General features: G+C 61.7%; 25 protein-coding genes. 22 read left to right on the plus strand and 3 right to left on the minus strand.

Features of this window, described 5'->3' with window-relative positions; translation table 11 throughout:
- Positions 1-4 precede the first annotated feature (4 nt).
- From cyoB to QMG56_RS16330, 6 genes are read left to right on the plus strand one after another with little or no spacing between them, the layout of a single operon-like run.
- The gene (gene cyoB / locus QMG56_RS16305; protein ID WP_281823352.1) at positions 5-2,023 is read left to right on the plus strand and encodes a cytochrome o ubiquinol oxidase subunit I; all 2,019 of its coding nucleotides are present in this window, start codon (positions 5-7) and stop codon (positions 2,021-2,023) included.
- Entirely contained in the window at positions 2,023-2,655 is a 633-nt protein-coding gene (gene cyoC / locus QMG56_RS16310) for a cytochrome o ubiquinol oxidase subunit III (protein ID WP_230186500.1), read from the plus strand. Before cyoB ends, cyoC begins: the two co-directional genes overlap by 1 nt.
- Positions 2,652-3,020: a cytochrome o ubiquinol oxidase subunit IV gene (gene cyoD, locus QMG56_RS16315; RefSeq protein ID WP_281823353.1), complete on the plus strand. Its 369-nt coding sequence runs from the start codon at positions 2,652-2,654 to the stop codon at positions 3,018-3,020. Before cyoC ends, cyoD begins: the two co-directional genes overlap by 4 nt.
- Positions 3,017-3,754 carry an SURF1 family protein gene (locus tag QMG56_RS16320; protein WP_281823354.1) on the plus strand — a complete coding sequence of 246 codons (738 nt, stop codon included), beginning with the start codon at positions 3,017-3,019 and terminating at the stop codon, positions 3,752-3,754. Before cyoD ends, QMG56_RS16320 begins: the two co-directional genes overlap by 4 nt.
- Positions 3,751-5,106, plus strand: a complete 1,356-nt coding sequence (locus QMG56_RS16325) for an ATP-binding protein (protein ID WP_375713713.1) — start codon at positions 3,751-3,753, stop codon at positions 5,104-5,106. Before QMG56_RS16320 ends, QMG56_RS16325 begins: the two co-directional genes overlap by 4 nt.
- Complete coding sequence (locus QMG56_RS16330; RefSeq protein WP_281823425.1) at positions 5,096-5,644, plus strand: response regulator transcription factor; 549 nt, start codon at positions 5,096-5,098, stop codon at positions 5,642-5,644. Before QMG56_RS16325 ends, QMG56_RS16330 begins: the two co-directional genes overlap by 11 nt.
- 16 nt (positions 5,645-5,660) lie before the next feature.
- On the opposite strand, the gene QMG56_RS16335 is transcribed toward QMG56_RS16330, so the two are convergent.
- Complete coding sequence (locus tag QMG56_RS16335) at positions 5,661-6,266, minus strand: DUF2155 domain-containing protein (protein WP_375713714.1); 606 nt, start codon at positions 6,264-6,266, stop codon at positions 5,661-5,663.
- 67 nt (positions 6,267-6,333) lie between these two features.
- On the minus strand, positions 6,334-7,053 hold the full coding sequence (locus QMG56_RS16340) for a dienelactone hydrolase family protein (RefSeq protein ID WP_281823356.1): 720 nt from the start codon (positions 7,051-7,053) through the stop codon (positions 6,334-6,336).
- 86 nt (positions 7,054-7,139) lie between these two features.
- Here QMG56_RS16340 and gpmA point away from each other — a divergent pair, with 86 nt between their 5' ends.
- The 8 genes from gpmA (at position 7,140) to QMG56_RS16380 (ending at position 15,253) form a co-directional block, all read left to right on the plus strand.
- Positions 7,140-7,826, plus strand: coding sequence for a 2,3-diphosphoglycerate-dependent phosphoglycerate mutase (gpmA, locus tag QMG56_RS16345; protein ID WP_281823358.1), 687 nt, complete (start codon positions 7,140-7,142; stop codon positions 7,824-7,826).
- 167 nt (positions 7,827-7,993) lie between these two features.
- Positions 7,994-8,488 (plus strand): 5-(carboxyamino)imidazole ribonucleotide mutase, encoded by a 495-nt coding sequence (purE, locus tag QMG56_RS16350; RefSeq protein WP_281823360.1) that lies wholly within the window; start codon positions 7,994-7,996, stop codon positions 8,486-8,488.
- The gene (locus tag QMG56_RS16355) at positions 8,485-9,555 is read left to right on the plus strand and encodes a 5-(carboxyamino)imidazole ribonucleotide synthase (RefSeq protein ID WP_281823361.1); all 1,071 of its coding nucleotides are present in this window, start codon (positions 8,485-8,487) and stop codon (positions 9,553-9,555) included. The genes purE and QMG56_RS16355 overlap by 4 nt, the downstream gene beginning before the upstream one ends.
- A gap of 34 nt (positions 9,556-9,589) precedes the next feature.
- Positions 9,590-10,084 carry a dihydrofolate reductase gene (locus QMG56_RS16360; protein ID WP_281823363.1) on the plus strand — a complete coding sequence of 165 codons (495 nt, stop codon included), beginning with the start codon at positions 9,590-9,592 and terminating at the stop codon, positions 10,082-10,084.
- 102 nt (positions 10,085-10,186) lie between these two features.
- Positions 10,187-11,131: a bifunctional riboflavin kinase/FAD synthetase gene (locus QMG56_RS16365; protein WP_281823365.1), complete on the plus strand. Its 945-nt coding sequence runs from the start codon at positions 10,187-10,189 to the stop codon at positions 11,129-11,131.
- A 39-nt stretch (positions 11,132-11,170) separates the two neighbouring features.
- The gene (gene ileS / locus QMG56_RS16370) at positions 11,171-14,182 is read left to right on the plus strand and encodes an isoleucine--tRNA ligase (RefSeq protein ID WP_281823367.1); all 3,012 of its coding nucleotides are present in this window, start codon (positions 11,171-11,173) and stop codon (positions 14,180-14,182) included.
- A gap of 133 nt (positions 14,183-14,315) precedes the next feature.
- A complete protein-coding gene (gene lspA, locus QMG56_RS16375; protein WP_230186489.1) occupies positions 14,316-14,831 on the plus strand; it encodes a signal peptidase II in 516 nt (171 codons plus the stop codon).
- Positions 14,832-14,836: 5 nt separating this feature from the next.
- Positions 14,837-15,253 (plus strand): DUF3035 domain-containing protein, encoded by a 417-nt coding sequence (locus tag QMG56_RS16380; RefSeq protein WP_230186488.1) that lies wholly within the window; start codon positions 14,837-14,839, stop codon positions 15,251-15,253.
- 15 nt (positions 15,254-15,268) lie between these two features.
- On the opposite strand, the gene QMG56_RS16385 is transcribed toward QMG56_RS16380, so the two are convergent.
- Positions 15,269-16,588, minus strand: coding sequence for an FAD-dependent oxidoreductase (locus QMG56_RS16385; protein WP_281823369.1), 1,320 nt, complete (start codon positions 16,586-16,588; stop codon positions 15,269-15,271).
- A gap of 112 nt (positions 16,589-16,700) precedes the next feature.
- Between QMG56_RS16385 and QMG56_RS23375 the strand changes: the two genes are divergently transcribed.
- The 8 genes from QMG56_RS23375 to QMG56_RS16420 all read left to right on the plus strand — a co-directional run bounded on the left by QMG56_RS23375 (position 16,701) and on the right by QMG56_RS16420 (position 24,268).
- On the plus strand, positions 16,701-17,246 hold the full coding sequence (locus tag QMG56_RS23375; RefSeq protein ID WP_309298576.1) for a hypothetical protein: 546 nt from the start codon (positions 16,701-16,703) through the stop codon (positions 17,244-17,246).
- A complete protein-coding gene (locus tag QMG56_RS16390; RefSeq protein ID WP_309298577.1) occupies positions 17,216-19,327 on the plus strand; it encodes an EAL domain-containing protein in 2,112 nt (703 codons plus the stop codon). Before QMG56_RS23375 ends, QMG56_RS16390 begins: the two co-directional genes overlap by 31 nt.
- 174 nt (positions 19,328-19,501) lie before the next feature.
- Complete coding sequence (locus tag QMG56_RS16395; protein WP_281823370.1) at positions 19,502-19,981, plus strand: hypothetical protein; 480 nt, start codon at positions 19,502-19,504, stop codon at positions 19,979-19,981.
- A 36-nt stretch (positions 19,982-20,017) separates the two neighbouring features.
- Positions 20,018-20,686, plus strand: coding sequence for a hypothetical protein (locus QMG56_RS16400; RefSeq protein ID WP_281823427.1), 669 nt, complete (start codon positions 20,018-20,020; stop codon positions 20,684-20,686).
- A gap of 28 nt (positions 20,687-20,714) precedes the next feature.
- A complete protein-coding gene (pnuC, locus tag QMG56_RS16405) occupies positions 20,715-21,245 on the plus strand; it encodes a nicotinamide riboside transporter PnuC (protein WP_375713715.1) in 531 nt (176 codons plus the stop codon).
- Entirely contained in the window at positions 21,238-21,747 is a 510-nt protein-coding gene (locus tag QMG56_RS16410) for an ATP-binding protein (RefSeq protein ID WP_281823374.1), read from the plus strand. The genes pnuC and QMG56_RS16410 overlap by 8 nt, the downstream gene beginning before the upstream one ends.
- A 31-nt stretch (positions 21,748-21,778) precedes the next feature.
- Positions 21,779-23,584 (plus strand): translation elongation factor 4, encoded by a 1,806-nt coding sequence (lepA, locus tag QMG56_RS16415; RefSeq protein WP_281823376.1) that lies wholly within the window; start codon positions 21,779-21,781, stop codon positions 23,582-23,584.
- Positions 23,585-23,737: 153 nt separating this feature from the next.
- Positions 23,738-24,268, plus strand: coding sequence for a DUF3833 family protein (locus QMG56_RS16420; RefSeq protein WP_281823377.1), 531 nt, complete (start codon positions 23,738-23,740; stop codon positions 24,266-24,268).
- Positions 24,269-24,309 lie beyond the last annotated feature (41 nt).

The raw sequence follows: 24,309 nt of genomic DNA on the forward strand, positions 1-24,309 counted from the left end.
CCCGATGGAAACCCCGAATCCCGCCGACTTCGTGGCCGTCAGCCCGATTTTCGGACGCTTCACGATCGAAGCGCTGCCGCTGCACGAACCCATCGTCGTCGCGACCTTCGTCGTGGTCGCGCTGGGCGGCGGCGCGCTGCTGGCGGCACTCACTTATTTCAAGGTCTGGGGCTATCTCTGGAAAGAGTGGTTCACCAGTGTAGACCACAAGAAAATCGGGCTCATGTATATGATCCTTGGCCTCGTCATGCTGCTACGAGGCTTTGCCGATGCGATCATGATGCGCTTGCAGCAGGCAATGGCCTTCAACGGCTCCGAAGGCTATCTGAACGCCCATCATTACGACCAGATTTTTACAGCGCACGGCGTCATCATGATCTTCTTCGTGGCAATGCCGCTGGTGACGGGCCTCATGAACTACATCGTCCCGCTGCAGATCGGCGCGCGCGACGTATCCTTCCCGTTCCTCAATAATTTCAGCTTCTGGATGACGACCGCAGGTGCCATCATCGTCATGATGTCGCTGTTCGTCGGCGAATTTGCGACGACCGGCTGGCTCGCTTATCCGCCGCTGTCGGGCATCGGTTACAGCCCCGGCGTCGGCGTGGATTATTACATCTGGGGGCTGCAGGTGGCGGGCGTCGGCACAACGCTGTCGGGCATCAACCTGATCGCGACCATCGTAAAGATGCGCGCGCCGGGCATGGGCATGATGAAGATGCCGGTGTTCACCTGGACCTCGCTCTGCACCAACATCCTGATCGTCGCGTCCTTCCCCGTGCTGACTGCCGTCCTCGCACTGCTGACGCTCGATCGCTATGTCGGCACCAACTTCTTCACCAACGACTTCGGCGGCAACCCGATGATGTATGTGAACCTCATCTGGATCTGGGGTCACCCGGAAGTTTACATCCTCATCCTGCCGCTGTTCGGCGTGTTTTCCGAAGTCACTTCGACTTTCTCCGGCAAGCGCCTCTTCGGCTACACTTCGATGGTCTATGCGTCGGTGGTCATCACCATCCTGGCCTATGTCGTCTGGCTCCACCACTTCTTCACCATGGGATCGGGGGCCAGCGTCAACAGCTTCTTCGGGATCACGACGATGGTCATTTCGATCCCGACAGGCGCGAAGATCTTCAACTGGCTCTTCACCATGTACCGCGGCCGCATCCGCTTCGAACTGCCGATGATGTGGACGATTGCCTTCATGCTGACCTTCGTGATCGGCGGGATGACCGGCGTGCTGCTTGCGGTGCCGCCTGCCGATTTCGTGCTGCACAACTCGCTGTTCCTGATCGCGCATTTCCACAACGTCATCATCGGCGGCGTGTTGTTCGGCCTGTTCGCCGGTATCAACTACTGGGCGCCCAAAGCGCTTGGTTTCCGGCTCGATCCCGTCTGGGGCAAACGGTCCTTCTGGCTGTGGGTCATCGGCTTCTGGGTCGCATTCATGCCGCTCTATATCCTCGGCCTGATGGGCGTCACCCGCCGCCTGCGCGTGTTCGACGATCCCTCGCTTCAGATCTGGTTCCAGATCGCAGCATTGGGCGCGTTCATGATCGCCGGTGGCATCGCCTGCATGCTCATCCAGTTCTACGTCAGCTTCCGCAATCGCGAGGCGCTGCGCGACACCAGCGGCGATCCGTGGGAAGGCCGGACCCTCGAATGGTCCACCTCCTCACCGCCGCCGGAATACAACTTCGCATTTACGCCGGTCGTGCATGACAATGACGCATGGTCCGACATGAAGGCGCGCGGCTACGCCCGTCCGCTCGACGGCTATCGCCCGATCCACATGCCCAGCAACACCGGCACCGGCGTTATCATCTCGGCATTGAGCGTCGTCTTCGGTGCGGCGATGGTCTGGTATGTCTGGTGGCTGGCGGGCCTCAGCTTCATTGCGATCCTCGCCACTGCCATCGGCCACACGTTCATTTACAAGCGCGACTATCACATCCCGGTCGCAGACGTGGAACGCACCGAAGCCGCGCGGACCCAACTGCTCACGGCGGAGGCACGCTAATGTCCAGCCGCACCCTCGCCGTCGATCCGAACGAACCGGTCGAATTCTACCTCCGCGAAGAGCATGACCATCCCGAAGGGTCCAGCACCATGCTGGGCTTCTGGATCTATCTGATGAGCGATTGCCTCATCTTCGCGATCCTCTTCGCCTGCTACGGCGTGCTCGGTTCCAACTACGCCGCCGGCCCCGCCCCGCGCGACCTGTTCGACTTGCCGCTGGTCGCACTCAACACTGCGATGCTGCTGTTCTCGTCCATCACCTATGGCTTCGCCATGCTGGCGATGGAGGACAAGAAAGTCGGACAGACGCAGATGTGGCTGGCGATCACCGGCCTTTTCGGCCTCGCCTTCCTCAGCATCGAACTCTACGAATTCAGCCACATGATCCACGAAGGCGCCACGCCGCAGCGCAGCGCCTTCCTGTCGTCCTTCTTCACGCTGGTCGGCACCCACGGCATCCACGTCACCTTCGGTCTGATCTGGCTGGTGACGCTAATGGTACAGGTGGCGAAACGCGGTCTGATCGCTGCCAACACGCGTCGGCTTATGTGCCTGTCGATGTTCTGGCATTTCCTCGACGTCATCTGGATCGGCGTCTTCACCTTTGTCTATCTGATGGGAATGCTGCGATGAGCACCGACACCCATGTCGACCATGAGGATATCGTCGAGGCCCACGGCTCCCGCAAAGGCTATCTGATCGGCTTCGCGCTCTCGGTCGTCCTGACCGCGATCCCCTTCGCGCTGGTGATGACCGGCACCCTGCCGCAGCAAGTGACGGCTTATGCCATCATGATCTTCGCCGCGGTGCAGATCGTGGTCCACATGATCTACTTCCTCCACATGACCGGCAAGTCGGAGGGCGGCTGGACGATCATGGCGCTGATCTTCACCGTCGTAATGATCGGTATCGCGTTCAGCGGGACGCTGTGGGTCATGTATCACCTCAGCACCAACATGATGCCGATGTCACCGTCCGACATGCGCCAGATCCCGTGACGCGCCCGCGCCGACCGGCCTGGGCGCTCGGCGCGCTGGCCGTGCTGGCGCTGGCGCTGTTCGTCGGACTGGTGGCGCTTGGCACATGGCAGGTGCAGCGCCGCGCCTGGAAACATACCCTGATCGCGCAAGTCGATGCGCGGGTACATGCTCAGCCGACTGCCGCGCCCGGACCGGCAGCATGGCCAACCGTCACCGCAGAAAAAGACGCCTACCGCCGGGTGACGGTGCGCGGCACCTACCTCAATACACGCGAGACCTATGTGCAGGCCACCACGGCACTGGGTGGTGGATATTGGGTACTGACCCCGCTGCGCACCGACCACGGCCACACCATCCTCATCAACCGCGGCTTCGTCCCCCCCGAAAAGCGCACTCGCCACAGCCGGATCGAAGGCGTCACCGCCGTAACCGGCCTCCTGCGCATCACCGAACCCGGCGGCGGCTTCCTGCGCCGCAACGATCCGGCGGCGGACCGCTGGTACTCCCGCGACACAGCCGCCATCGCCGCGACCCAAGGCCTACCGAACGTCGCCCCCTATTTCATCGACGCCGATGCAACGAAAGCGCCCGACGCCCCAGTCGGCGGCCTCACCGTCATCGCTTTCCCCGATAACCACCTCGTCTATGCGCTCACATGGTATGGCCTCGCCTTGATGGTGCTGGGCGGCGCATTTATCGTCGGGCGGGAGGAATGGCGTATCCGCGCCAAGGGGTCTAAACCAGCCGAATGACCGGCACCCCGCCCAACCCTATTGCCAAACGCCTAAGTCGCTTGTCCGGCGTCGCCTCGCGCGTGTCGCCCGATGCGGCGGGGCATCGCAACATGGTGCAGCTTGTCCAGCTCCGCTGGCTGGCCGTGGCGGGACAACTCGCGACGATCCTCGCCGTGCATTTCGGCATGGGCGTGCGCCTTCCGCTGGTGCCGATGCTCGCGCTGCTGCTCGCCCTCGCCGCGCTCAACATCGTCAGCATGGGCGTCCTGCGCAAAAGGCGCGGGATCGCCAATGCGGAACTGTTCGCTGCGCTGCTCCTCGATGTGGCGGCGCTTACGGTGCAACTCTTCCTGAGTGGCGGCGCAACCAACCCCTTCGTCTCCCTCTTTCTGCTACAGGTCGTGCTGGGATCGGTGCTGCTGGATCGCTGGTCGAGCTGGGTGATCGTCGGCGCGACCAGTCTCTGCTTTGCCTTGCTGATGATCGTCTATCGCCCGCTTGAAGTACCGCGTTTCTACACAGAAAATCTCTTCGGCTTGCATGTGCAGGGGATGTGGGTGTGCTTTGCGCTGATGGCCGTGCTGCTGGTGCTGTTCGTCACCCGAATCAGTGGCAACCTGCGCGCGCGCGACGCCTATCTGGCCGACATGCGACAGCAGGCAGTCGAGCAGGATCATATTGTGCGTATCGGCTTATTGGCCACCGGCGCCGCGCACGAACTCGGCACCCCCCTCTCGTCGCTCTCGGTCGCGCTCAACGATTGGCAGCATATGCCGCAAATCGCGAACACCCCCGACATGGTGCAGGAAATTGCCGAAATGCAGGCGGAGGTGCAAAGGTGCAAAGCCATCGTCACCGGCATCCTCCTGTCCGCCGGCGCCGCACGGGGCGAATCGTCGGTGGCGACGAGCCTTCACGCCTATTTCGATACGCTGGTCGCCGAATGGCTCGTCACACGGCCTTATGCCGATCTGCATTATGACAACCGCTTCGGCGACGATGTGGAGATCGTGTCCGACACCACGCTTAAGCAAGTCATCTGCAACTTGCTCGACAATGCCTCCGAAGCCTCGACCGGCTGCATCGCCCTCACGGTGGAACGGCAGGATGACACGCTGCGCCTCTCCGTCCGCGATACCGGCCCCGGTTTCCCGCAGGATATTCTCAGCAATATCGGCAAACCCTATTATTCGACCAAGAGCCGCCCCGGCGCAGGCCTCGGACTATTCCTCGTCGTCAATGTGATGCGCAAGCTGGGCGGCGACGTCACTGCGAAAAACCGGGGTCAGGGCGGCGCGGAAGTGATCGTTACGCTCCCCCTCTCGGCACTGGCGCTTGCAGACGTGAAGGATGCTCATGATGCAGGATGATCGCCTTCTCGTAATTGTCGAGGATGACGAAGCCTTTGCGCGCACCCTGCGCCGGTCGTTCGAACGACGCGACTACACGGTGCTGACCGCCGCCGATCCCGACGCACTCACGACGCTGCTCGCGGACCATGATCCGGGCTACGCGGTGGTCGACCTGAAACTGGGGCAAGCGTCCGGCCTGCTGTGCGTGCGGGCGCTCCACGCCCATGACCCCGCGATGCTGATCGTCGTTCTCACCGGCTACGCCAGCATCGCTACGGCGGTCGAAGCGATCAAGCTGGGCGCCTGCCACTATCTCGCCAAGCCGTCGAACACCGACGACATAGAAGAGGCCTTCCGCAAGGCCACCGGCGAAAAGGCGGACGGCGATGTCGACGCGCCTCTCGATACGCGCCCGACCTCCATCAAGACGCTGGAATGGGAACGTATTCACCAGACGCTGGCGGAAGCCGGCTTCAACATTTCGGAAACCGCCCGTCGCTTGGGCATGCACCGCCGCACGCTGGCACGAAAACTGGAAAAGCGTCAGGTAAACTGACGGGCGGCGCGCCCCTTCAGTTCGCCACATTCCCCACCGCTGCGGCAGGCTCAGGCGCTTCAACCGCATTGTCGGCATTGCCCGCCGCACCGGCGGAACCAGTCTTGGGTTTCGCCCCTGCCTTCAGCGTATCCGGCCCGGTTTCTGGCCACGTCATCCGGCACTCACGCACCCACACATCGTAAATCGGATGCTGGACGACATTGCGTTCCGGCCGGTTCTTGAACAGCCAGCCGGAAAACTGCCGATACCATTTCCCATTGCCGGGGCTGCGCACGTCCAGTTGTACGAACGCCCCCACTTCCGGCGTATTTTCCCACGGCGCGGTCTGTTCGCAGGCCCGCACCCGCACGACGGCGTCGCCCACACGCAATGCCATGCCGGGTTTCATCACCAGATCGCGTGTCTGGCCGTTGCGTTTGTTGAGCAAGCCGATCACGGCCACGCGCTCCGCCATCGGCGTACCGGGCAACGTGTCGCTCGCTTCGCGGCCCCGCGCGATCGCCGCGTTCTGCGCCGCGAGGCCCGCCGCCTTATCCTTGGGCGTATCGCGGCCGTCGCACGCCGCCAGCGCCAGCAGCATCGCCGCTCCGCATACCGCCTTGATAGAAACGCCTGTCATGCCATCGGGCCCTTTCGTGTCGGGCGATATAGGCGGGGAGCGCGCACACTGGCAAGCGACGCCACCTTCACGCCAGCACTTCCTCCAGAAAATCGGCCATCGCCTTGAAGCTGCGCCGATCCGCATCGGGCTGATAGGCCATGCCCCGCTCGGGCATCTTCGCATCGTGATCGGTAAAGGCGTGACCTGTTCGTCCATAAGCATGAATCTGCCAGTCGCAGCCTGCCTGCGTCAGCTCCTGCCCCAGCCCAACCATCGCTTCGGGCGGCGCAATCGGATCGTCCCAACCGTGACAGATCAGCAGCTTTGCCGTGATCGCGGCATTGGGAAAAGGTGGCGCGTCATAGACACCATGAAAACTCACCCCACCCCGAATATCCGCGCCGCACCGCGCCAGATCGAGAACGCATTTTCCACCAAAGCAATAGCCGATGGCCGCAACCCGCGCGCCATCGACATCCGGAAATTCGCGCAACACCTCCAGCGACCGCAGCAACCGTGCCTTCAGCAAGGCGCGGTCGGCGTTCAATTCCGTCATATAGCGGCCCATATCGGGATCGGCACGACTCGTCCGCTTGCCCTGACCGTACACATCGGCGACCAGCACGACATAGCCCAGCGCCGCGACTTTCTCCGCCATTGCGAAATCGGCTTCCTTGGTGCCCAGCACATTGGGGATCAGCAGAATGCCCGGCTGCGCGCCCACAACATCGGCATCGCCTACCGCCATCGCTTCGAACAAGCCCCCCGGTCCTTCGTGGATTATGGTGGTGCGGGTGATCGCCATGACTGTCTCCTTCCTGTCGCAGTGCATTGCATGGCGGGATTTTGCCGCTAAGGAAAGCGCGTCCGCTGACCCTTTGGGAGATTTCAATGCCCACGCTCGTCCTCATCCGTCATGGCCAGTCGTCATGGAATCTGGAAAACCGCTTCACCGGCTGGTGGGATGTCGATGTGACCGAAAAGGGCGCAGGCGAAGCGCGCGCCGCCGGACAACTGATGAAAACCAAGGGGCTCGATTTCGACACCTGCTTCACCTCGCTGCAAACCCGCGCGATCAAGACGCTCAATCTCGCGCTCGAAGAAATGGGTCGCCTGTGGTTGCCGGTGGAAAAGGACTGGCATCTCAATGAGCGCCATTATGGTGGCCTCACCGGTCTCGACAAGGCGGAGACAGCCGCCAAGCATGGCGCGGATCAGGTCCACATCTGGCGCCGCAGCTTCGACATTCCCCCGCCGCCGCTCGAAGCCGGCAGCGAATTCGACTTGTCGAAGGACCGCCGCTACGCCGGGATCGCCATCCCTTCGACCGAGAGCCTGAAAGACACCATCGCCCGCGTGCTCCCTTATTGGGAAAGCCGCATCGCGCCGGAGCTGAAGGCCGACAAGCGCGTCCTCATCTCCGCTCACGGCAATTCGCTCCGTGCGCTGGTCAAGCACCTGTCCGGCATTTCGGACGACGAGATCACCAGCCTTGAAATCCCCACCGGCCAGCCCATCGTCTACGAACTGGACAATGATCTGAACGCGCTGGATCGCTATTATCTGTCGGAGCGGTAAGCGCGTTCCCCGGCGAACGCCGGGGTCCAGAGCACCATGCGCTTCCCTCCGAACCCTGGGCTCCTGCTTTCGCAGGAGAACAGCGTATGTAGGTTGTCGACAATGCGCGAGCACCCGGTTAAGGCCCTCTCCTTCCGGGGCGCGTGCCTCGCATACAGGAAGCGATCATGGTGGATCAGGTTCAGGTCGGTATCATCATGGGCAGCCGGTCCGATTGGGACACGATGCGCCACGCCGCCGACACGCTGACCGCGCTCGGCATCGCCCATGAGTGCAAGGTCGTCTCCGCGCACCGCACCCCCGACCGCCTCTACGACTACGCCAAATCCGCTGCGTCACGCGGGCTGAAAGCCATTATCGCGGGCGCAGGCGGCGCAGCGCATCTCCCCGGCATGGCCGCTGCAATGACGCGCCTGCCGGTACTGGGCGTGCCGGTAGAATCCAAGGCGCTGTCGGGCATGGACAGCCTGCTTTCCATCGTTCAGATGCCCGCCGGCATCCCCGTCGGCACGCTCGCCATCGGCAAGGCGGGCGCAACCAACGCCGCACTGCTTGCCGCCGCGATGCTCGCCACCACCGACGACGCGCTGGCCACCCGCCTCGACGCCTGGCGCGAAAAGCAGACGGCATCGGTCGCCGAAACGCCGGTGGACGAAGCATGACGGCGATCCCGCCGGGGTCCATCATCGGCATATTGGGCGGCGGGCAACTGGGCCGGATGATCGCCATGGCCGCCGCGCAGCTTGGCTATCGCACCCATATCTACGCGCCTGAAACCAGCGGCCCCGCTGCCGACGTCTCGCCGCGCTGGACGCAGGCCAGCTATACCGATGCCGACGCGCTCGCGCGTTTTGCCGACAGCGTCGATGTCGTCACCTATGAGTTCGAGAATATCGACACGGCTGCCGTCGACGTACTGAGCGCCCACGGCCTCGTTCGCCCCGGCGTAGCGGCGCTACGTGTTGCACAGGACCGGCTCGCCGAAAAACGCTTCGTCAACAATCTGGGCGGCGTCACCGCGCCCTTTCTGGCGGTCGACAGCCTCGACGATCTGGATAACGCCATCGACCGTATCGGCTGCCCCGCCATCCTCAAGACCAACCGCATGGGCTATGATGGCAAGGGGCAGGCGCGTATCCTGGTCCCGGGCGACAGCATCGGCGCATGGAACGCGATCCAGCGTGCACCGGCTATTCTGGAAGGCTTCGTAACCTTCGATCAGGAATTTTCCGTGCTGGCCGTGCGCGGCGCAACCGGCGAAATCCGCTTCTGGGACAGCCCCGCCAACGTCCATGTCGATGGCATCCTCGCCACCTCCACCGTCCCGGCAGGCGCGCTGATCGAAAGCCAGACCGACGAAGCCCGCGCCCTTACCCGCCAGTTGCTCGAAGAACTTGATTATGTCGGCGTCCTCGCCGTCGAATTTTTCGCGTCGTCCGAGGGGCCGGTGTTCAACGAAATGGCTCCGCGCGTCCACAATAGCGGCCACTGGACCATCGAAGGCGCGCTCACCAGCCAGTTCGAAAATCACGTCCGTGCCATTTGCGGCCTGCCGCTGGGCGACACCGCGCTCGCCGCGAGCCGCGTGGACATGCACAACCTCATCGCCGATCAGGCGGACGATTGGCCACAAATTCTTGCCGACCCTTCCAATCACCTCCATCTTTATGGCAAGGGCGAAGCACGAGCGGGCCGCAAGATGGGGCATGTGACCCGCCTGACCATTTGACCCCATAGAATTGTAGGGAAAGGGAGCGACCGACATGCCGACGACCCATCCCGAAATCGTCCTGATTCTCGCCCGCGCCGACAATGGCATCATCGGCCGCGACGGCGCGCTCCCCTGGCACCTGCCCGCCGATCTGCGCCATTTCAAGACACTGACGCAGGGCCGCCCGATGATTATGGGCCGCAAGACCTTCGACAGCCTGCCGGGCCTGCTGGGAGGGCGCCGCCACATCGTCCTCACGCGCGATCCCGACTGGTACGAGGATGGCGCGGAAGTCGTGCGCGATGTCGACGCTGCCATCCGGCTGGCTAATGCCCCGATCATTTCGGTCATCGGCGGTGCGGAGATATATCGCCTGTTCATGCCCGTCGCGGATCGCATCGAACTGACGCAGGTGCATGTCGATGCGGAAGGCGACACCCGCATGGCTGCGTTCGACTCCGCGATCTGGCGCGAGATAGCGCGGGAAGACCACGCCGCGGAAAACGGACGCCCCGGATACAGTTTCGTGACATTGAGGCGCGTCTAATTCCCTCTCTCACCGGAAGAGAGCACACCCCCTCTCCAACTGCGGTAAGCCTTCTACAACTCCCAATTGCCCTTCGCGCCCCATCCCCCTATAGCCCGCCCCATGCAGCGGCTGGGTAGCGGCGAGGCAGTGCCGGCGGAACTTCGCGGGGCTATTGTCGCGCTGGGGAATTTTGACGGGTTTCATCTGGGTCATCAGGCCGTGATCGGTCGTGCCGTCGACTGGGCGCGCAGCGAGGGCCGCCCGGTCATCGTCGCCACTTTCGATCCGCACCCGATGCGCCTCTTCCACCCCGATGCGCCGCCTTTCCGGCTCACCAGCCTCGATCAGCGTGAACGGCTGTTCGCGCAGGCTGGAGCAGACGCGATGTTCGTCTTCCATTTCGATAAAGCTCTCGCCGCGCTGACACCTGAAGAATTCGTCCGCAACATGCTCCACGACCTTCTCCGCCCGGCGGGTGTCGTGACGGGCGAGGATTTCACCTTCGCCAAGGACAAGGCCGGGACAATCGCTCGCCTGGCCGAGATTGGCGCGCCGCTGGGCATCGCGGCACAAGCCGTCGGCGCGGTTTCCACGCCCGATGGCCAGCCCGTCTCGTCCAGCCGCATCCGCGCCGCGCTGCAATCGGGCGATTGCGCCACGGCCACCCGGCTTCTCACCCGCCCCTTCGCTATCGAAGGGATCGTCCAGCATGGCGACAAGGTCGGCCGCACCATCGGCTACCCCACGGCCAATCTCGACATGGGCAACTATCTTCGCCCTGCCTATGGCATCTATGCGGTGCGCGGTGTGCTGCCGGATGGCCGCGTGCTGGACGGTGCCGCCAATCTCGGCATCCGCCCCACCTTCGATCCGCCCAAGGAATTGCTCGAACCTTTCTTCCTCGATTTCTCCGAAAGCCTGTACGACCAATGCATCGAAGTGCAGTTGATCGAACGCCTCCGCCCCGAAGCCAAGTTCGACAGCCTCGACGCCCTCGTCGCGCAGATGGACAAGGATATCGCCCGCGCGCGGCAAATCCTTGCGGCTAGCCCCCGCGTCGCCTAAGCACCGCGCTAATCTGCTCCCATCAGTATAAGCGCACCCATGACCGATCAGCCCACCGCCCCAGACTACAAATCCACTGTCTTCTTGCCGCAGACCGACTTCCCGATGAAGGCCGGCCTTGCGCAGAAGGAACCCGCCATCGCCGCGCGCTGGGCGGAGATGGACCTGTACGGCAAGCTGCGCGAAAAGCGCGCCGGGCGCGAACGCTTCATCCTCCACGACGGCCCGCCCTACGCCAATGGCGACATCCATATGGGCCACGCGATGAACAAGGTGCTGAAGGACATCATCGTCCGCAGCCAGACTCTGCTGGGCAAGGACGCGCCGTACGTCCCCGGCTGGGACTGCCACGGCCTGCCGATCGAATGGAAGATCGAGGAGGAATATCGCAAGAAGAAGCTGAACAAGGACGAAGTTCCCCCGCAAGAATTTCGCGCCGAATGCCGCGCCTATGCCGACAAATGGGTGGGCGTGCAGAAGGAACAGTTCAAGCGTCTGGGCGTGATGGGCGACTGGGACGATCCCTATCTGACCATGAAGTTCGAAGCCGAAGCTACCATCGTCGGCGAAATCCTGAAATTCGCGGAGTCGGGTCAGCTTTATCGCGGTGCAAAGCCCGTGATGTGGTCGCCCGTGGAAAAGACCGCGCTGGCCGAAGCCGAAGTCGAATATGAGGACGTCGTCTCGACCCAGATCGACGTGGGCTTCGAGATCGTCGACGCGCCGAATGCACCTGCAATCCAAGCTCTGCTGAGCAAGGGCCATCTAAAGACGTTCGCGGTAATTTGGACCACTACCCCTTGGACTATCCCGGTCAATCAGGCGCTAGCCTATGGGCCAGACATCAACTACGTCCTCATTCCTGAAGGTGGAACGGTCAACACCTACTTGGTAGCTGAAGCACTCGCGGCAGAGTTTATAAAGCGTTGCGAAGATAAGAAGCCGGGTATCATCTCACTTCACGAAAGCGAGTGGGAAACCGTCAAAGGCTCTGACCTAGCCGGAGCCACCGCTAGTCACCCGATGCACCACCTCGGCGGCTTCTTCGCCAAACCCCGCCCCTTCCTCCCCGCCGACCATGTCACCACCGACGCAGGCACCGGCCTCGTCCACATGGCCCCCGATCATGGCGAGGAGGATTTCCTCGTCTGTAAGGCGCATGGCATCGATCCCGTCTTCGCGGTGACCGGCGAAGGCAAATATCGCGATGACTGGCTGTGGCTGGGCGGGCAAGGCTCCGTAATCAACATGAAGTTCGTCAGCAAGGACGGCCCGATCTGCACCGACCTGCGCGAAGCCGGTGCCCTCCTCGCCGCGTCGGACGACTTCAAGCACAGCTATCCGCATAGCTGGCGGAGCAAGGCGCGCATCATCTACCGCTGCACCCCGCAATGGTTCATCCCGATGGACAGGGCGACAACGCGAGGTGTCTCGACTGCGCTCGACACGAACGGGGAAGGAGATGCGGCACCACAGCCGTTCGTCCCGAGCGAAGTCGAGGGACGCTCGAACAACCCCACCCTCCGCGACATCGCCCTCAACGCCATCGCCCAGACACGCTGGGTGCCGGAACGCTCCACCAACCGCATCCGCACGATGGTCGAAGGCCGCCCGGACTGGGTCATCTCCCGCCAGCGCGCATGGGGCGTGCCGATTGCGCTCTACGTCCACCGCCAGAGCGGCGACTATCTGAACGACCCCGCCGTCAACGCCCGCATCATCGAAGCGTTCAAGGGCGCAGGTGCGGACGCATGGTTCGGCGCGGATCATCAGGCCTTGCTCGGCCCGGATTACGATCTGGCCGACTATGAGGTCGTGAACGACATTCTCGACGTGTGGTTCGACAGCGGTTCCACCCACAGCTTCGTGGTCGAGGCCCGCTACGGCAAGGGCGTGCGCGCAGACCTCTATCTCGAAGGGTCGGACCAGCATCGCGGCTGGTTCCAGTCCTCGCTCCTCGAATCGAGCGGCACGCGCGGCGGCGCGCCGTACAAGGCGGTGCTGACCCACGGCTTCGCGCTGGACGGTCAGGGCCGCAAAATGTCCAAGTCGCTCGGCAATGTCGTCGATCCGCTGAAAATCATGGGCGAGAGCGGCGCGGACATCCTGCGCGTCTGGGTGGCCTCCACCGATTATTTCGACGACGTAAAGATCGGCAAGGAAGTCCTCGCCGGGGCAAGCGACGCCTATCGTAAATTACGCAATACCTTCAGATACTTACTTGGCGCACTCTCCGACTTCACCGACGCCGAGCGGGTGCCGGTGAGCGCCATGCCGGAGCTGGAACGCTACATGCTCCACCGCCTCGCCATGCTTGACTCGGAACTGCATGGGGTCGTCGCTCTGGGCGATGATAGAGAAGTTTGGCCAAATGAACCCTGGCTGGAATTTAGCCGCTACACCCGCGCGCTGATGGACTTCGCGAACATCGATTTGTCCGCCTTCTTCTTCGACATCCGCAAGGACTGCCTCTACTGCGACGCGCCCACGGACATGAAGCGCCGCGCCTATCGCACCGTCCTCGACACCCTGTTCCACGCCCTCGTCCGCTACGCCGCGCCGATCATCCCCTTCACAGCGGAAGAAGTGTGGCAGAGCCGCTATCCCGATCCGGATGCCAGCGTGCACTTCCTGGAATGGCCGGAAGTCGAGAAAAGCTGGCGGGACGAGTTACTTGCCGACAAATGGGAGGTTTTGCTGTCCTACAGGAATGCAATCAACGAAAAGATCGAACCATTGCGTCGTGACAAGATTGTTCGATCAAGCCTAGAGGCTGATGTAACGGTTGATGTCGAACAGCATGATACTGAAGGCCGAGACCATTTGGATTTGTTACAATCCGTCGATATGGCTGAAATAGCAATTGTTGCGTCAGTGACCATAACTGCCCACGATCCTCAGGCACAGGGTGAATGGGATCAGGCAACTAAAGCAAAGATTGGCGTGCATCGGACGGGTAAAAACAAATGCGGCCGTTGCTGGCGCTTGCTCCCGGAAGTGACCGCAGACGGCGCACTATGCGACCGCTGCGACACGGTACTGAACGGATGACAATCCTCTGCCGTCATCCTGAACTTGTTTCAGGATCCATCGTGCCGCACGCACCCACCGCGCGGATGGCGGGATGGATGCTGAAACCGGTTCAGCATGACGACAGAATAGAAGGCTAATAGAAGGCCCATCGATGACAAGCGCTCCCGTCCCCAACTACCGTCCGCTCGGCCTTGCCGTCGCTGCGCTGATCGTCCTCTTCGATCAGCTTATCAAATATATCGTCACCGTGCCGCTCGCACTCAAATCGCGCGCCGATATCGGGATCGAATTGCTCCCCATCTTCCGCCTGCGCTGGCTGGAGAACCGGGGCGTCTCGATGGGCTTCTTCCACGCGGACAATGAAACCGCGCGCTGGGCGCTGGTGGGCATGACCGCGCTGATCGCGTTGTTCGTCGCGATCTGGATGTGGCGCGAAAAGGCGCGCGACGATGTGCTCGCCCTCGGCCTCGTGCTGGGCGGTGCCATCGGCAACATCATCGACCGCAGCCGCTTTGGCTATGTCGTCGACTATGCCGACCTGCACTTCGGCGAGTGGCGGCCCTTCCTCATATTCAACCTGGCAGACGCCGCGATCACCATCGGCGTGCTGATCCTGCTTGCGCGAGCGCTGCTGCTGCGCGAGAAGGGCGCAAATACGGAGTCATGATGAAAATGCGTAAAATTGTTCTCGCCTGTGGCCTGATCGCCGGGATGTCGGCGCTGTCGGCATGCGGCTCGACTGGCCTGTTCAACCGCGAACGCCCCGATGAATTCGCGGTTTCGCGTCAGGCACCACTGGTGATTCCGCCCGACTTCGCGCTCGTGCCTCCTGCGCCCGGCGCCGCTCCGGTGGCCACTGCGGATTCGACCCGTCAGGCGATGAACGCCATGTTCGGTGGCGCCGCCGCCCGCAGCAGCACGGAAACGTCGGCTCTCACCAGCGCCGGTCGCGGCAGCGCCGATCCCGGCATCCGCTCCTCGGTCGCCGATCCCGACACGAATGTCGTAGACAAGGGCGCAACGACCCGCGACATCATCGCCGCTCCCGAAGGCGACGGCCAGAACGCACGGGCTGCTACACCCAACTGATTGTGAGACGCGGCGTCAGCGCGCCGCGTCTTCACCATGCGCTGCGGCCAGCATATCCTCGACCGTCGTGAACTTTTCACGCGGCGCACCGTCCCGCGCCCGATCGCGTTCCGCCGCGTCGATCCGCTGCCAGTCGCTGAAATATACCGGCGCGACACCCCGTTCGTTCAGCAACGCATCCAGACCGCTATCGCCCGATCGGTCGGTAACCCCGGAGGCAAGGTCGGACGCAATACGCTCGACAATGTCATATCCATCAGGCCTGTTCGTGCCGATGGTCCCGGTGGGGCCGCGCCGCGCCCATCCAACGCAATACAGACCCGGCTCGATCCTGCCGTCCTGATTGGCGAAACGGCCATGGTCGACATCGTAAGGGACGCCTTCGATAGGTGGGGTGCGGTATCCGATGCAGGATATGATCATATCGGCCTCGATTGCATACTGCTCTCCCGTACCCGCTAAATGGCCGTCCTCGTCGACCTGCGTCTGCTCGACAATCAGCCGCTCTACCTTCCCTTTGCCTTCCACCGCGACTGGCATCGCAAAGAAATCGAACGTTACGCGCATCGGCTTATTCACGGTGTCCCGACCGGCGAACGTTCGCAGCAACCCCACTGATTTGCGCAAGCCCGGTTCCAGTGCAGCGTCCTCCGCAACCGGGGGAAAATCGCTCGCCGAAACCTGCATGTCCGCGCGTTCCAGACGTTCCAGCTCCTCAAGCTCCTTGGGCGTCATTGCGATTTGATGCGGTCCCCGGCGTCCGATGATCGTAATTTGCGTTAAGGACGATTGCGCCAGCACATCCAGAGCATGCCGCGCAATGTCGCTTCCGGCGAACTCTTCAGGCGTTTTGGCAAGTATCCGGGCAACGTCCAGCGCGACATTGCCATTACCGAGTATCACGGCATGATCGCCATTCAGGGGCGGGCTGAGCGTTGCATGGTCCGGGTGGCCATTATACCAGCCGACAAATGCCGCACTGCCGATGACGCCAGGCAGATCGTCGCCCGGAACGTCCAGAGTGCGATCATTCGGCGCGCCTGTCGCGAGCACTACGGCATCGTATAGCGACAGCAATTCGGCAATCGACACGTCCTGCCCAATCGAGACATTGCCGATGAAGCGCACATTGTCGCCCAGCGATACCGCGTCATATCTCTGCGAAACGGCTTTGATCGATTGATGGTCGGGCGCAACGCCCGTTCGGATCAACCCGAACGGCACAGGCATGCGGTCGATGATATCGACCCGTGCATTCTCACCGAAGGTCTTGGTGCAAGCCTCGGCGGTGTAGTAGCCCGCTGGCCCCGATCCGACGATCGCGATGTGGCGCATACAGGTCTCCTCTCATGGTTTTGCCTATCCTAGCGCCGGATGGCCTCCGTGCAAAGCGCAAGGGCGTTCGTTACGTAACCAGATATCAATTAGTCACAGGCAATTAGCGTCTATGTCTTTATCCCGCGCGTTCCTGCACCGCCGACCCGAATCGCGTTCTGCATCGCTGATGATGTCGCTGGGGCTTGCCGATGGCGGACATGATGCGCCGCCCCTGTGGATCATTGCGGCACTTCGGTCGCTGGCCAGACTTTGGCCCGTTATGATCGCAGCGCGCCTGCTTGTGGCGGCAGCGATCGTGGCGACAGTCCCCGGCATCAAATCGGCATTTCTAACGCCCGCTGCTGTTGCGATAGTTGGCACGATCCTTGTGCTCGATGCGGTTATTTGTCTTGCCCCCCGCGTATCGACAATCAATCGAAAGCGCCCGCATGTGCAAATGTGGATCATGCTACAAGCCATGGTGCTTTCCGGGGCTACGTACAGCATTGGCTTATGGACGATCGTACCGGCAGTGCACCTGTCTCTTTATGCGCTGCTAACGCTTGTGGTCGGATTGCTGGCCATGGGCATCTGCGGCGGCCAGCGTATCCTTGGCCTGGCCTATGTTCCGGGGCTGGCGCGGTCATGGCCATTGCGAGCGGGAGTTTGCTGTTAGGGATGGCGGTGCTGGCGCTCGTCCTGTCCATGGCACTTGTGACTGTGTGTCAGGCGTTCGTCGATCAACAGCGGTTGCAGGCACGCCATGCGAACGAGCACAGGGGGCGGCGGGCCGAACGGCTGCTGTCTGACTTCGAACGATCGGGGCGCGGCTGGTTCTGGGAAACGGATCGCACGGGTGCGCTCACTTATATTTCCGAAACCTTGGCGCAAAGTCTGGGAAAGCCGGGCGAGGCGCTGATAGGTCAGCGATTGATCGATCTCGTTACGCAGGGATATTCGCAAAAAGACGACGGGGAGCGATCCCTGGGTTTCCACTTTTCCGCTCGTACAGCTTTCTCGGAAATCTCCGTTCAGGTGGCCAGCGTAGCAGAGGATCGGTTCTGGGCGGTATCGGGACAGCCCATTGTGGATGATTTCGGCCAGTTCAAAGGGTTTCGCGGGAGCGGCAGCGATCTGACGGAAATCCGTCGCAGCCAAGCGGAAGTCACGCGGCTGGCGCAATATGATTCGCTGACCGGTTTGGCGAACCGGGTTCAAATGATGCGGACATTGGAACAAGCTGTATCGGGTGCACAGGGCAAACCGGGCGAATGCGCACTGCTCATGCTGGATCTCGACAGGTTCAAAATCGTCAACGATACGCTTGGGCATCCTGCAGGCGACCAATTGCTGCGCAATGTCAGCCAGCGCCTTCAGCGGATAATCGGTGAAAAGGGTCGTGTCGGTCGGCTTGGGGGCGACGAGTTCAAGGTGGTGCTGCCAGCCTGCATCGACCATCGGGAATTGGCGTCCTTGGCCACGGCGATCATTGCCTCATTATCGCAACCTTATTCCATTGACGGCAATCAGGTGGTCATCGGTGCCTCGATTGGCATAGCGCTGTGTCCTGCCGACGGCGTGACATCGGACGCATTGATCCGCAACGCCGACCTGGCGCTGTATGCCGCAAAGGGCGAGGGTCGCGGCATATTCCGATTTTACTCAGCCGAGATGCATGCGGACGCGGAAGATCGGCGACAGTTGGAAGAGGACTTGCGCAAGGCACTGGCCTCCGAAGGCCTGCATTTGGTCTATCAGCCGGTTGTCAGCGCAATAACCGAGCGGATTTCGGGTTATGAAGCGCTGCTGCGTTGGGAACACCCCACGCGCGGTGCCATTTCGCCAGCGCTGTTCATTCCCATTGCGGAAGAAACCGGCCTGATCGCGCAAATTGGCGAATGGGTGTTGCGGACCGCTTGTGCAGACGCCGTCGGTTGGCCGGAACATATTCGGGTGGCCGTCAACGTCTCTCCCATTCAGTTCACCAATCCAGCTTTTCCCGGCATTGTTGTCAGCGCGCTGGCCAGCACAGGCTTGGCACCCCCACGGCTGGAACTGGAAATCACTGAAGGCGTATTCCTGAACGACGATGCGGACACCGATCTCATGTTTGCCCGGCTTAAGAAAATCGGGGTTCGCCTCGCTCTGGACGACTTCGGCACCGGCTATTCCTCGTTGGGGTATCTGAAGAAAGCGCCATTCGACAAGATCAAGATCGACCAGAGTTTCGTGCGTGGTGCCGCGATAGCGGGAAGCCGCAATAGCGCGATCATCAAATCCATCGTCAGCTTGGCCGAAGCGCTGTCGATGGATACGACGGCGGAAGGCGTTGAAACGCATGACGAACTGGAGCTGATCCGGTCATTAGGCGTGAGCCATGTGCAAGGCTATATTTATGGCAAGCCGAAGGAAGCGGACGCTACGAAAGAAGCCCTGAAAGACGTCCACGCCGTCGTGCCGCGCGATGGCTTCCAATCCAGCCGACCCGTACGCAAGGCGATGCTACGGTCCGTGGCCGTCACCCATGATGGACATCGTTACAATGGGCGCATCCGTAACATATCGTCGACCGGCGCGCTGGTGGACGGATTGTGGAACGTGCCAACCGGAACGACATTCCAGATCGAGCTGGCGGAAGGCTATGTCCTGCCGGCACAATGCCGATGGTCCGTAGAAGATCGCATGGGCATTGAATTTCTCGTGCAGGCCGATCTCAATCGCATGAAGACCGTGGGGCTCCGCGCCTTGGCCTCCTAATGGCCTGTGACACCAGTCACTGCGAACTGGAACCGTTCAGCGTAACCATCTATACGATGGTAGTTGAAGGTTGGGGAAGTATTCATGCGTAGTGGTTCTGTAATTTGTCCTATAGGCATGATGCTTGCGGTTGCAGCGGTAATTCCAGCGCCTGCGTTCGCGCAATTTGGGATCTTGAACGATGTTGCCCGTGGCGCACGCGATAGCGGCGACAGCAGCGATACCAAATGTAAAAGCGATAAGAGCAAAAAGGGAAAGGCCATGCTGGGTAGCGTCTTGGGCGGTATCGCCGGACGCACCGCAAGCCGTGCCGGCGTCAGCAGCTTCGTGCCAGTGTCGCAGTTCAGCGACACCTTATCCGAAGCCATTGCCTGCCGCCTCGATCCGCAGGAACAGGAACAAGCCGCCACAGCCACCACGCAAGCGGTGGAAGAAGCCGAGCGTTCGGGCGGCGCGGGCAGTGCAATCTCCTGGGAAAGCGGCACCCGTGCCAACGTGTCCGGGTCATCGACAGTCGATTCGTCGACCAAACTTGCGGATGGCAGCAAGTGTATGATGGTAACCGACGTCGTCATCGTGGAAGGCGAAGAGACGCGCGTGCAGAAACGCATGTGCCGCGGCCCCGGTCAGCCGCGCTACGTCCTGCAGGCATAGCGGGTGCGCAGTGTCTTAGCGGCTGTTTGCGGCGTGATGCTCACTGCCGCCGCTGGCCCAACCGTGGATCCCAAGAACCCGACCTGCCCGATGCAGCCCGATTGGTCGACCAACAAAACCATGCAACTGACGGTGAAGAGCCAGAGCGGCATGAAGGTGCTGATGGCGGAAGGCGCCATCGACAAGGGCTTGATGCCGCGCCTCTTTCAAACGCTGCAGGCCAATCCGGATATCAGCGAGATCTGGCTCCGCTCCCCCGGCGGCGTGGCATCGGTCGGTAACGTGGCGGGACGACTGATCCGGAAGAATTACCCGAACGTCGTGACGCGCATCCCGAAGGGCTGGGCGTGTTTCTCCGCATGCAACTTCATGTTCATGGGCGGCACGGTGCGGATCGTCGAGCCGGGTGGCCTGTATATGGTCCACATGTTCACGCATCTGGGCGATCGCGCTGCGATCAAGGAAGAGATACAGGAAGACGCCGATAGCGCCGTCGATATGATCGGCGACATCGAACAAAGCTCTGCGCTGCTGGCGAGCGACGACAATGATTTTCTGATCCGCATGGGTGTATCGCGCAAGCTGTTGACCGATGTGATGTACCGTCAGAAGGCCATCGAAGGATCGGGCGACGACAAGTCCACCCGCCGCTGCCTGACGCAGGCGGAGTTGTTCCAGTATAACGTCGCCAACGCATCGGACTGACAGGTTGTCGATACTCGAAGGGATTGCCGTGGCCCTGGGCCTGGCCAACATCGTGCTGCTGGTACGACGGAGCGTATGGAATTACCCGTTCGGTATCGCGATGGTGTCGCTGTATGCGCTGATCTTTTTCGAAGCGCGATTGTATAGCGATGTGCTGTTGCAAGGCTTCTTCCTGATCCTCAACATCTATGGCTGGTGGCACTGGCATGGGACTGGCCAGGGGCAGGAAGTCCCCGTGCGCTGGCTTTCCAGGCCAGGGCGCGTGGTTGCTGTTTCAATGGCCATAGCAGCGAGTGCGGGATGGGGCAGCATGATGGCCCGCTATACCGATGCAGCGGCACCGCACTGGGACGCGACGGTCGCGATGCTAAGCGTGCTGTCGCAGTTTCTGCTGGCAAAGCGCTTCATCGAGAACTGGATCGGCTGGATCGTCGTCGATGTGCTTGCGGTTGGCTTGTACTGGAGCCGGGGGCTGCATCTGACGGCGGGGTTGTATGGCGTGTTCCTGATCCTGTCGATCGTCGGGCTGAGGCAATGGATGCGCGCGCGCCGTGCGTAACATTGTGCTGCATGGGCCGGAGAGTACGGGCAAGTCGACTTTGGCGGCACGCCTTGCCGCGCACTTCGGCACCGTCTGGGTGCCGGAATATGGCCGGACCTATTGTGAGACACATGGCACCGACCTGACGCCCGACGATCTGGTGGCGATCATGGAAGGCCATATCGCGCAACGCGCCGCGATGGCGCACAAAGCCAAGGGCATGCTGTTCCAGGATACCGATCCGCTGATGACGGCGGCGTGGAGCATGATGCTGTTCGGTGAGCGGAACCCGACGCTCGATGCCTTTCGCGATGCCGGCGATCTGTATCTGTTGATGAACGTCGACCTGCCGTGGGTGGGGGACGAGGTGCGCATGTTTCCTGACCGCGCCGATCAGCTTCGCTTCTTCGATCTGTGCCGCGCGGAGCTGGAGCGACGAGGCGTGCGGTGGGTGATGATCGGCGGCGACGGGGATCAGCGGTTCGATGCCGCAATCGCTGCAATTGCGGGCGCCTGCTGACAGCGCGATTGCTTGCTGCTATCGGCGCTCCATGACCGAACTCAGCCGCATCCGTAACTTCTCCATCATCGCCCATATCGACCATGGCAAATCGACGCTGGCCGACCGCCTGATCCAGCGCTGCGGCGGCCTGACCGACCGTGAAATGTCGGCGCAGGTGCTCGACAACATGGACATCGAGAAGGAACGCGGCATCACGATCAAGGCGCAGACCGTGCGCCTCGACTATACCGCGCAAGACGGCCTGCTCTATGAGCTTAACCTGATGGACACGCCGGGGCATGTCGATTTCGCCTATGAAGTGTCGCGCAGCCTTGCCGCGTGCGAAGGCGCGTTGCTGGTCGTGGATGCCGCACAAGGCGTCGAAGCGCAGACGCTGGCGAACGTGTATCAGTCGATCGAGCATGACCATGAGATCGTGCCGGTCATCAACAAGATCGATTTGCCCGCCGCCGAACCGGAAAAGGTGCGCAAGGAAATTGAGGACGTCATCGGCCTGGATGCGTCCGAAGCGGTGCTGGCGTCCGCCAAATCCGGGATCGGCATCGACGATATTCTGGAAGCCATCGTCAAGAAAATCCCGGCGCCCAAAGGCGACCGCGACGCACCGCTGGAAGCGATGCTGGTCGATAGCTGGTACGATCCCTATCTGGGCGTCGTCATTCTGGTCCGCGTCGTCAATGGCGTGATCAAGAAGGGCCAGAACATCAAATTCATGATCGGCGGGACCGAGCATCTGATCGACCGGGTCGGCTGTATGCGTCCCAAGATCGAGACGCTGCCGGAAATCGCAGCCGGCGAAATCGGCTTTATCACGGCGCAGATCAAGGACATCAGCCAGACGCGCGTCGGCGACACCATCACCACGGTCAAGAATCCCGCTGCCAAGCCGCTGCCGGGGTTCAAGGAAGTGCAGCCGGTGGTGTTCTGCGGGCTCTTTCCCGTCGACGCCGCAGACTTCGACAAACTGCGCGACAGCATTTCCAAGCTGCGGTTGAACGACGCCTCTTTCAGTTTCGAGATGGAAAGCAGCGCGGCGCTGGGCTTTGGCTTCCGCTGCGGGTTCCTGGGCCTGTTGCATCTGGAAATCATTCAGGAGCGGTTGACGCGCGAATATGATCTGGACCTGATTACGACGGCGCCGTCGGTCGTCTACAAAATCCAGTTGACGCACAATAATGGCGAGATCGAACTGCATAATCCCGCCGACATGCCTGATCCCACGAAGATCGGCAGCATCGAGGAGCCGTGGATCGAAGCGATCATCTATTGCCCCGACGAATATCTCGGCTCCATCCTGAAGCTGTGTCAGGACCGGCGCGGTATCCAGAAGAACCTGACCTATGTCGGCGGGCGCGCGCAGGTGACATATGAACTGCCGCTCAACGAAGTCGTGTTCGATTTCTACGACCGCCTGAAGAGCATCAGCCGCGGCTATGCCAGCTTCGATTATCACCAGATCGGCTATCGCGAAGGCGATCTGGTCAAGATGAGCATCATGGTCAATGCCGAGCCAGTCGATGCGCTGAGCATGATCGTGCATCGCGGCACGGCGGAAACGCGCGGACGCGGTATGTGCGAACGGCTGAAAGACCTGATCCCCCGCCACCTGTTCAAGATCCCGATTCAGGCAGCCATCGGCGGCAAGGTGATCGCCCGCGAGACGATTGCGGCGATGCGCAAGGACGTGACCGCCAAATGCTATGGCGGCGACATCAGCCGCAAGAAGAAGCTGCTCGACAAGCAGAAGGAAGGCAAGAAGCGGATGCGCGAATATGGCAGCGTTCAGATCCCGCAGGAAGCCTTCATCGCCGCATTGCGGATGGGCGAAGAGTAAGCGCGTCGCAGCGTTTTGATGGGCCAGAACCCGCGAGCCTGAAAGGCTCCGGTCGCACGTAAGTAGCGCTGCGATTGCTCCAGCGAATCTGGGGCAGAATAATATCCAGGCTGTTGCATTGTGAGGGCGACGCCATGCGCGTAGTCTCACGCGATGTTGGCGAATCCCTGTCGTTATAATGTGGTGCGAACGCGCGCAGGCGCGCTGTTCGCGCTTGGCCTGCTATGCGTATCGACGAGCATCGGCGCAGCCCCACCCGCGCGAAAATTCGACCCGGCAGCGTTTTTCGCCGGACGAACGGTGGGCGATGCACGATTGAAGGTCATGATGTCCCGCGCCAAGGCCATCCATGTCGACAGCACGGGCCGCGTCGAAGCCGATGGCGCCCTTGCCGTATCGCAAGTCGTCGCCGAGGAAGGCAAGCCGGTCAAGCAACGGTCCTGGCGCATTCGCATGGTCGCGCCGGGCCGCTATGAAGGAACGCTCAGCGATGCGTCCGGGCCAGTCAAGGGCGTGATGACCGACAATGTCCTGAACCTGCGCTTCGCCATGAAGGGCGGATTGCAGGCCGAACAGAAACTGACGCTGCGGCCCGACGGCCTGTCGGTCCACAATGCGATGACCATCCGGAAATTCGGAATGACCGTCGCCACGCTGGAAGAGACAATCCGCAAGTTGGATTAATGACCGCTTTCGCCGGATGTGCGGCGGTTGTGCGCCCGCAC

It is taken from the genome of Sphingobium sp. BS19, assembly GCF_027925545.1.
Classification (GTDB): domain Bacteria; phylum Pseudomonadota; class Alphaproteobacteria; order Sphingomonadales; family Sphingomonadaceae; genus Sphingobium.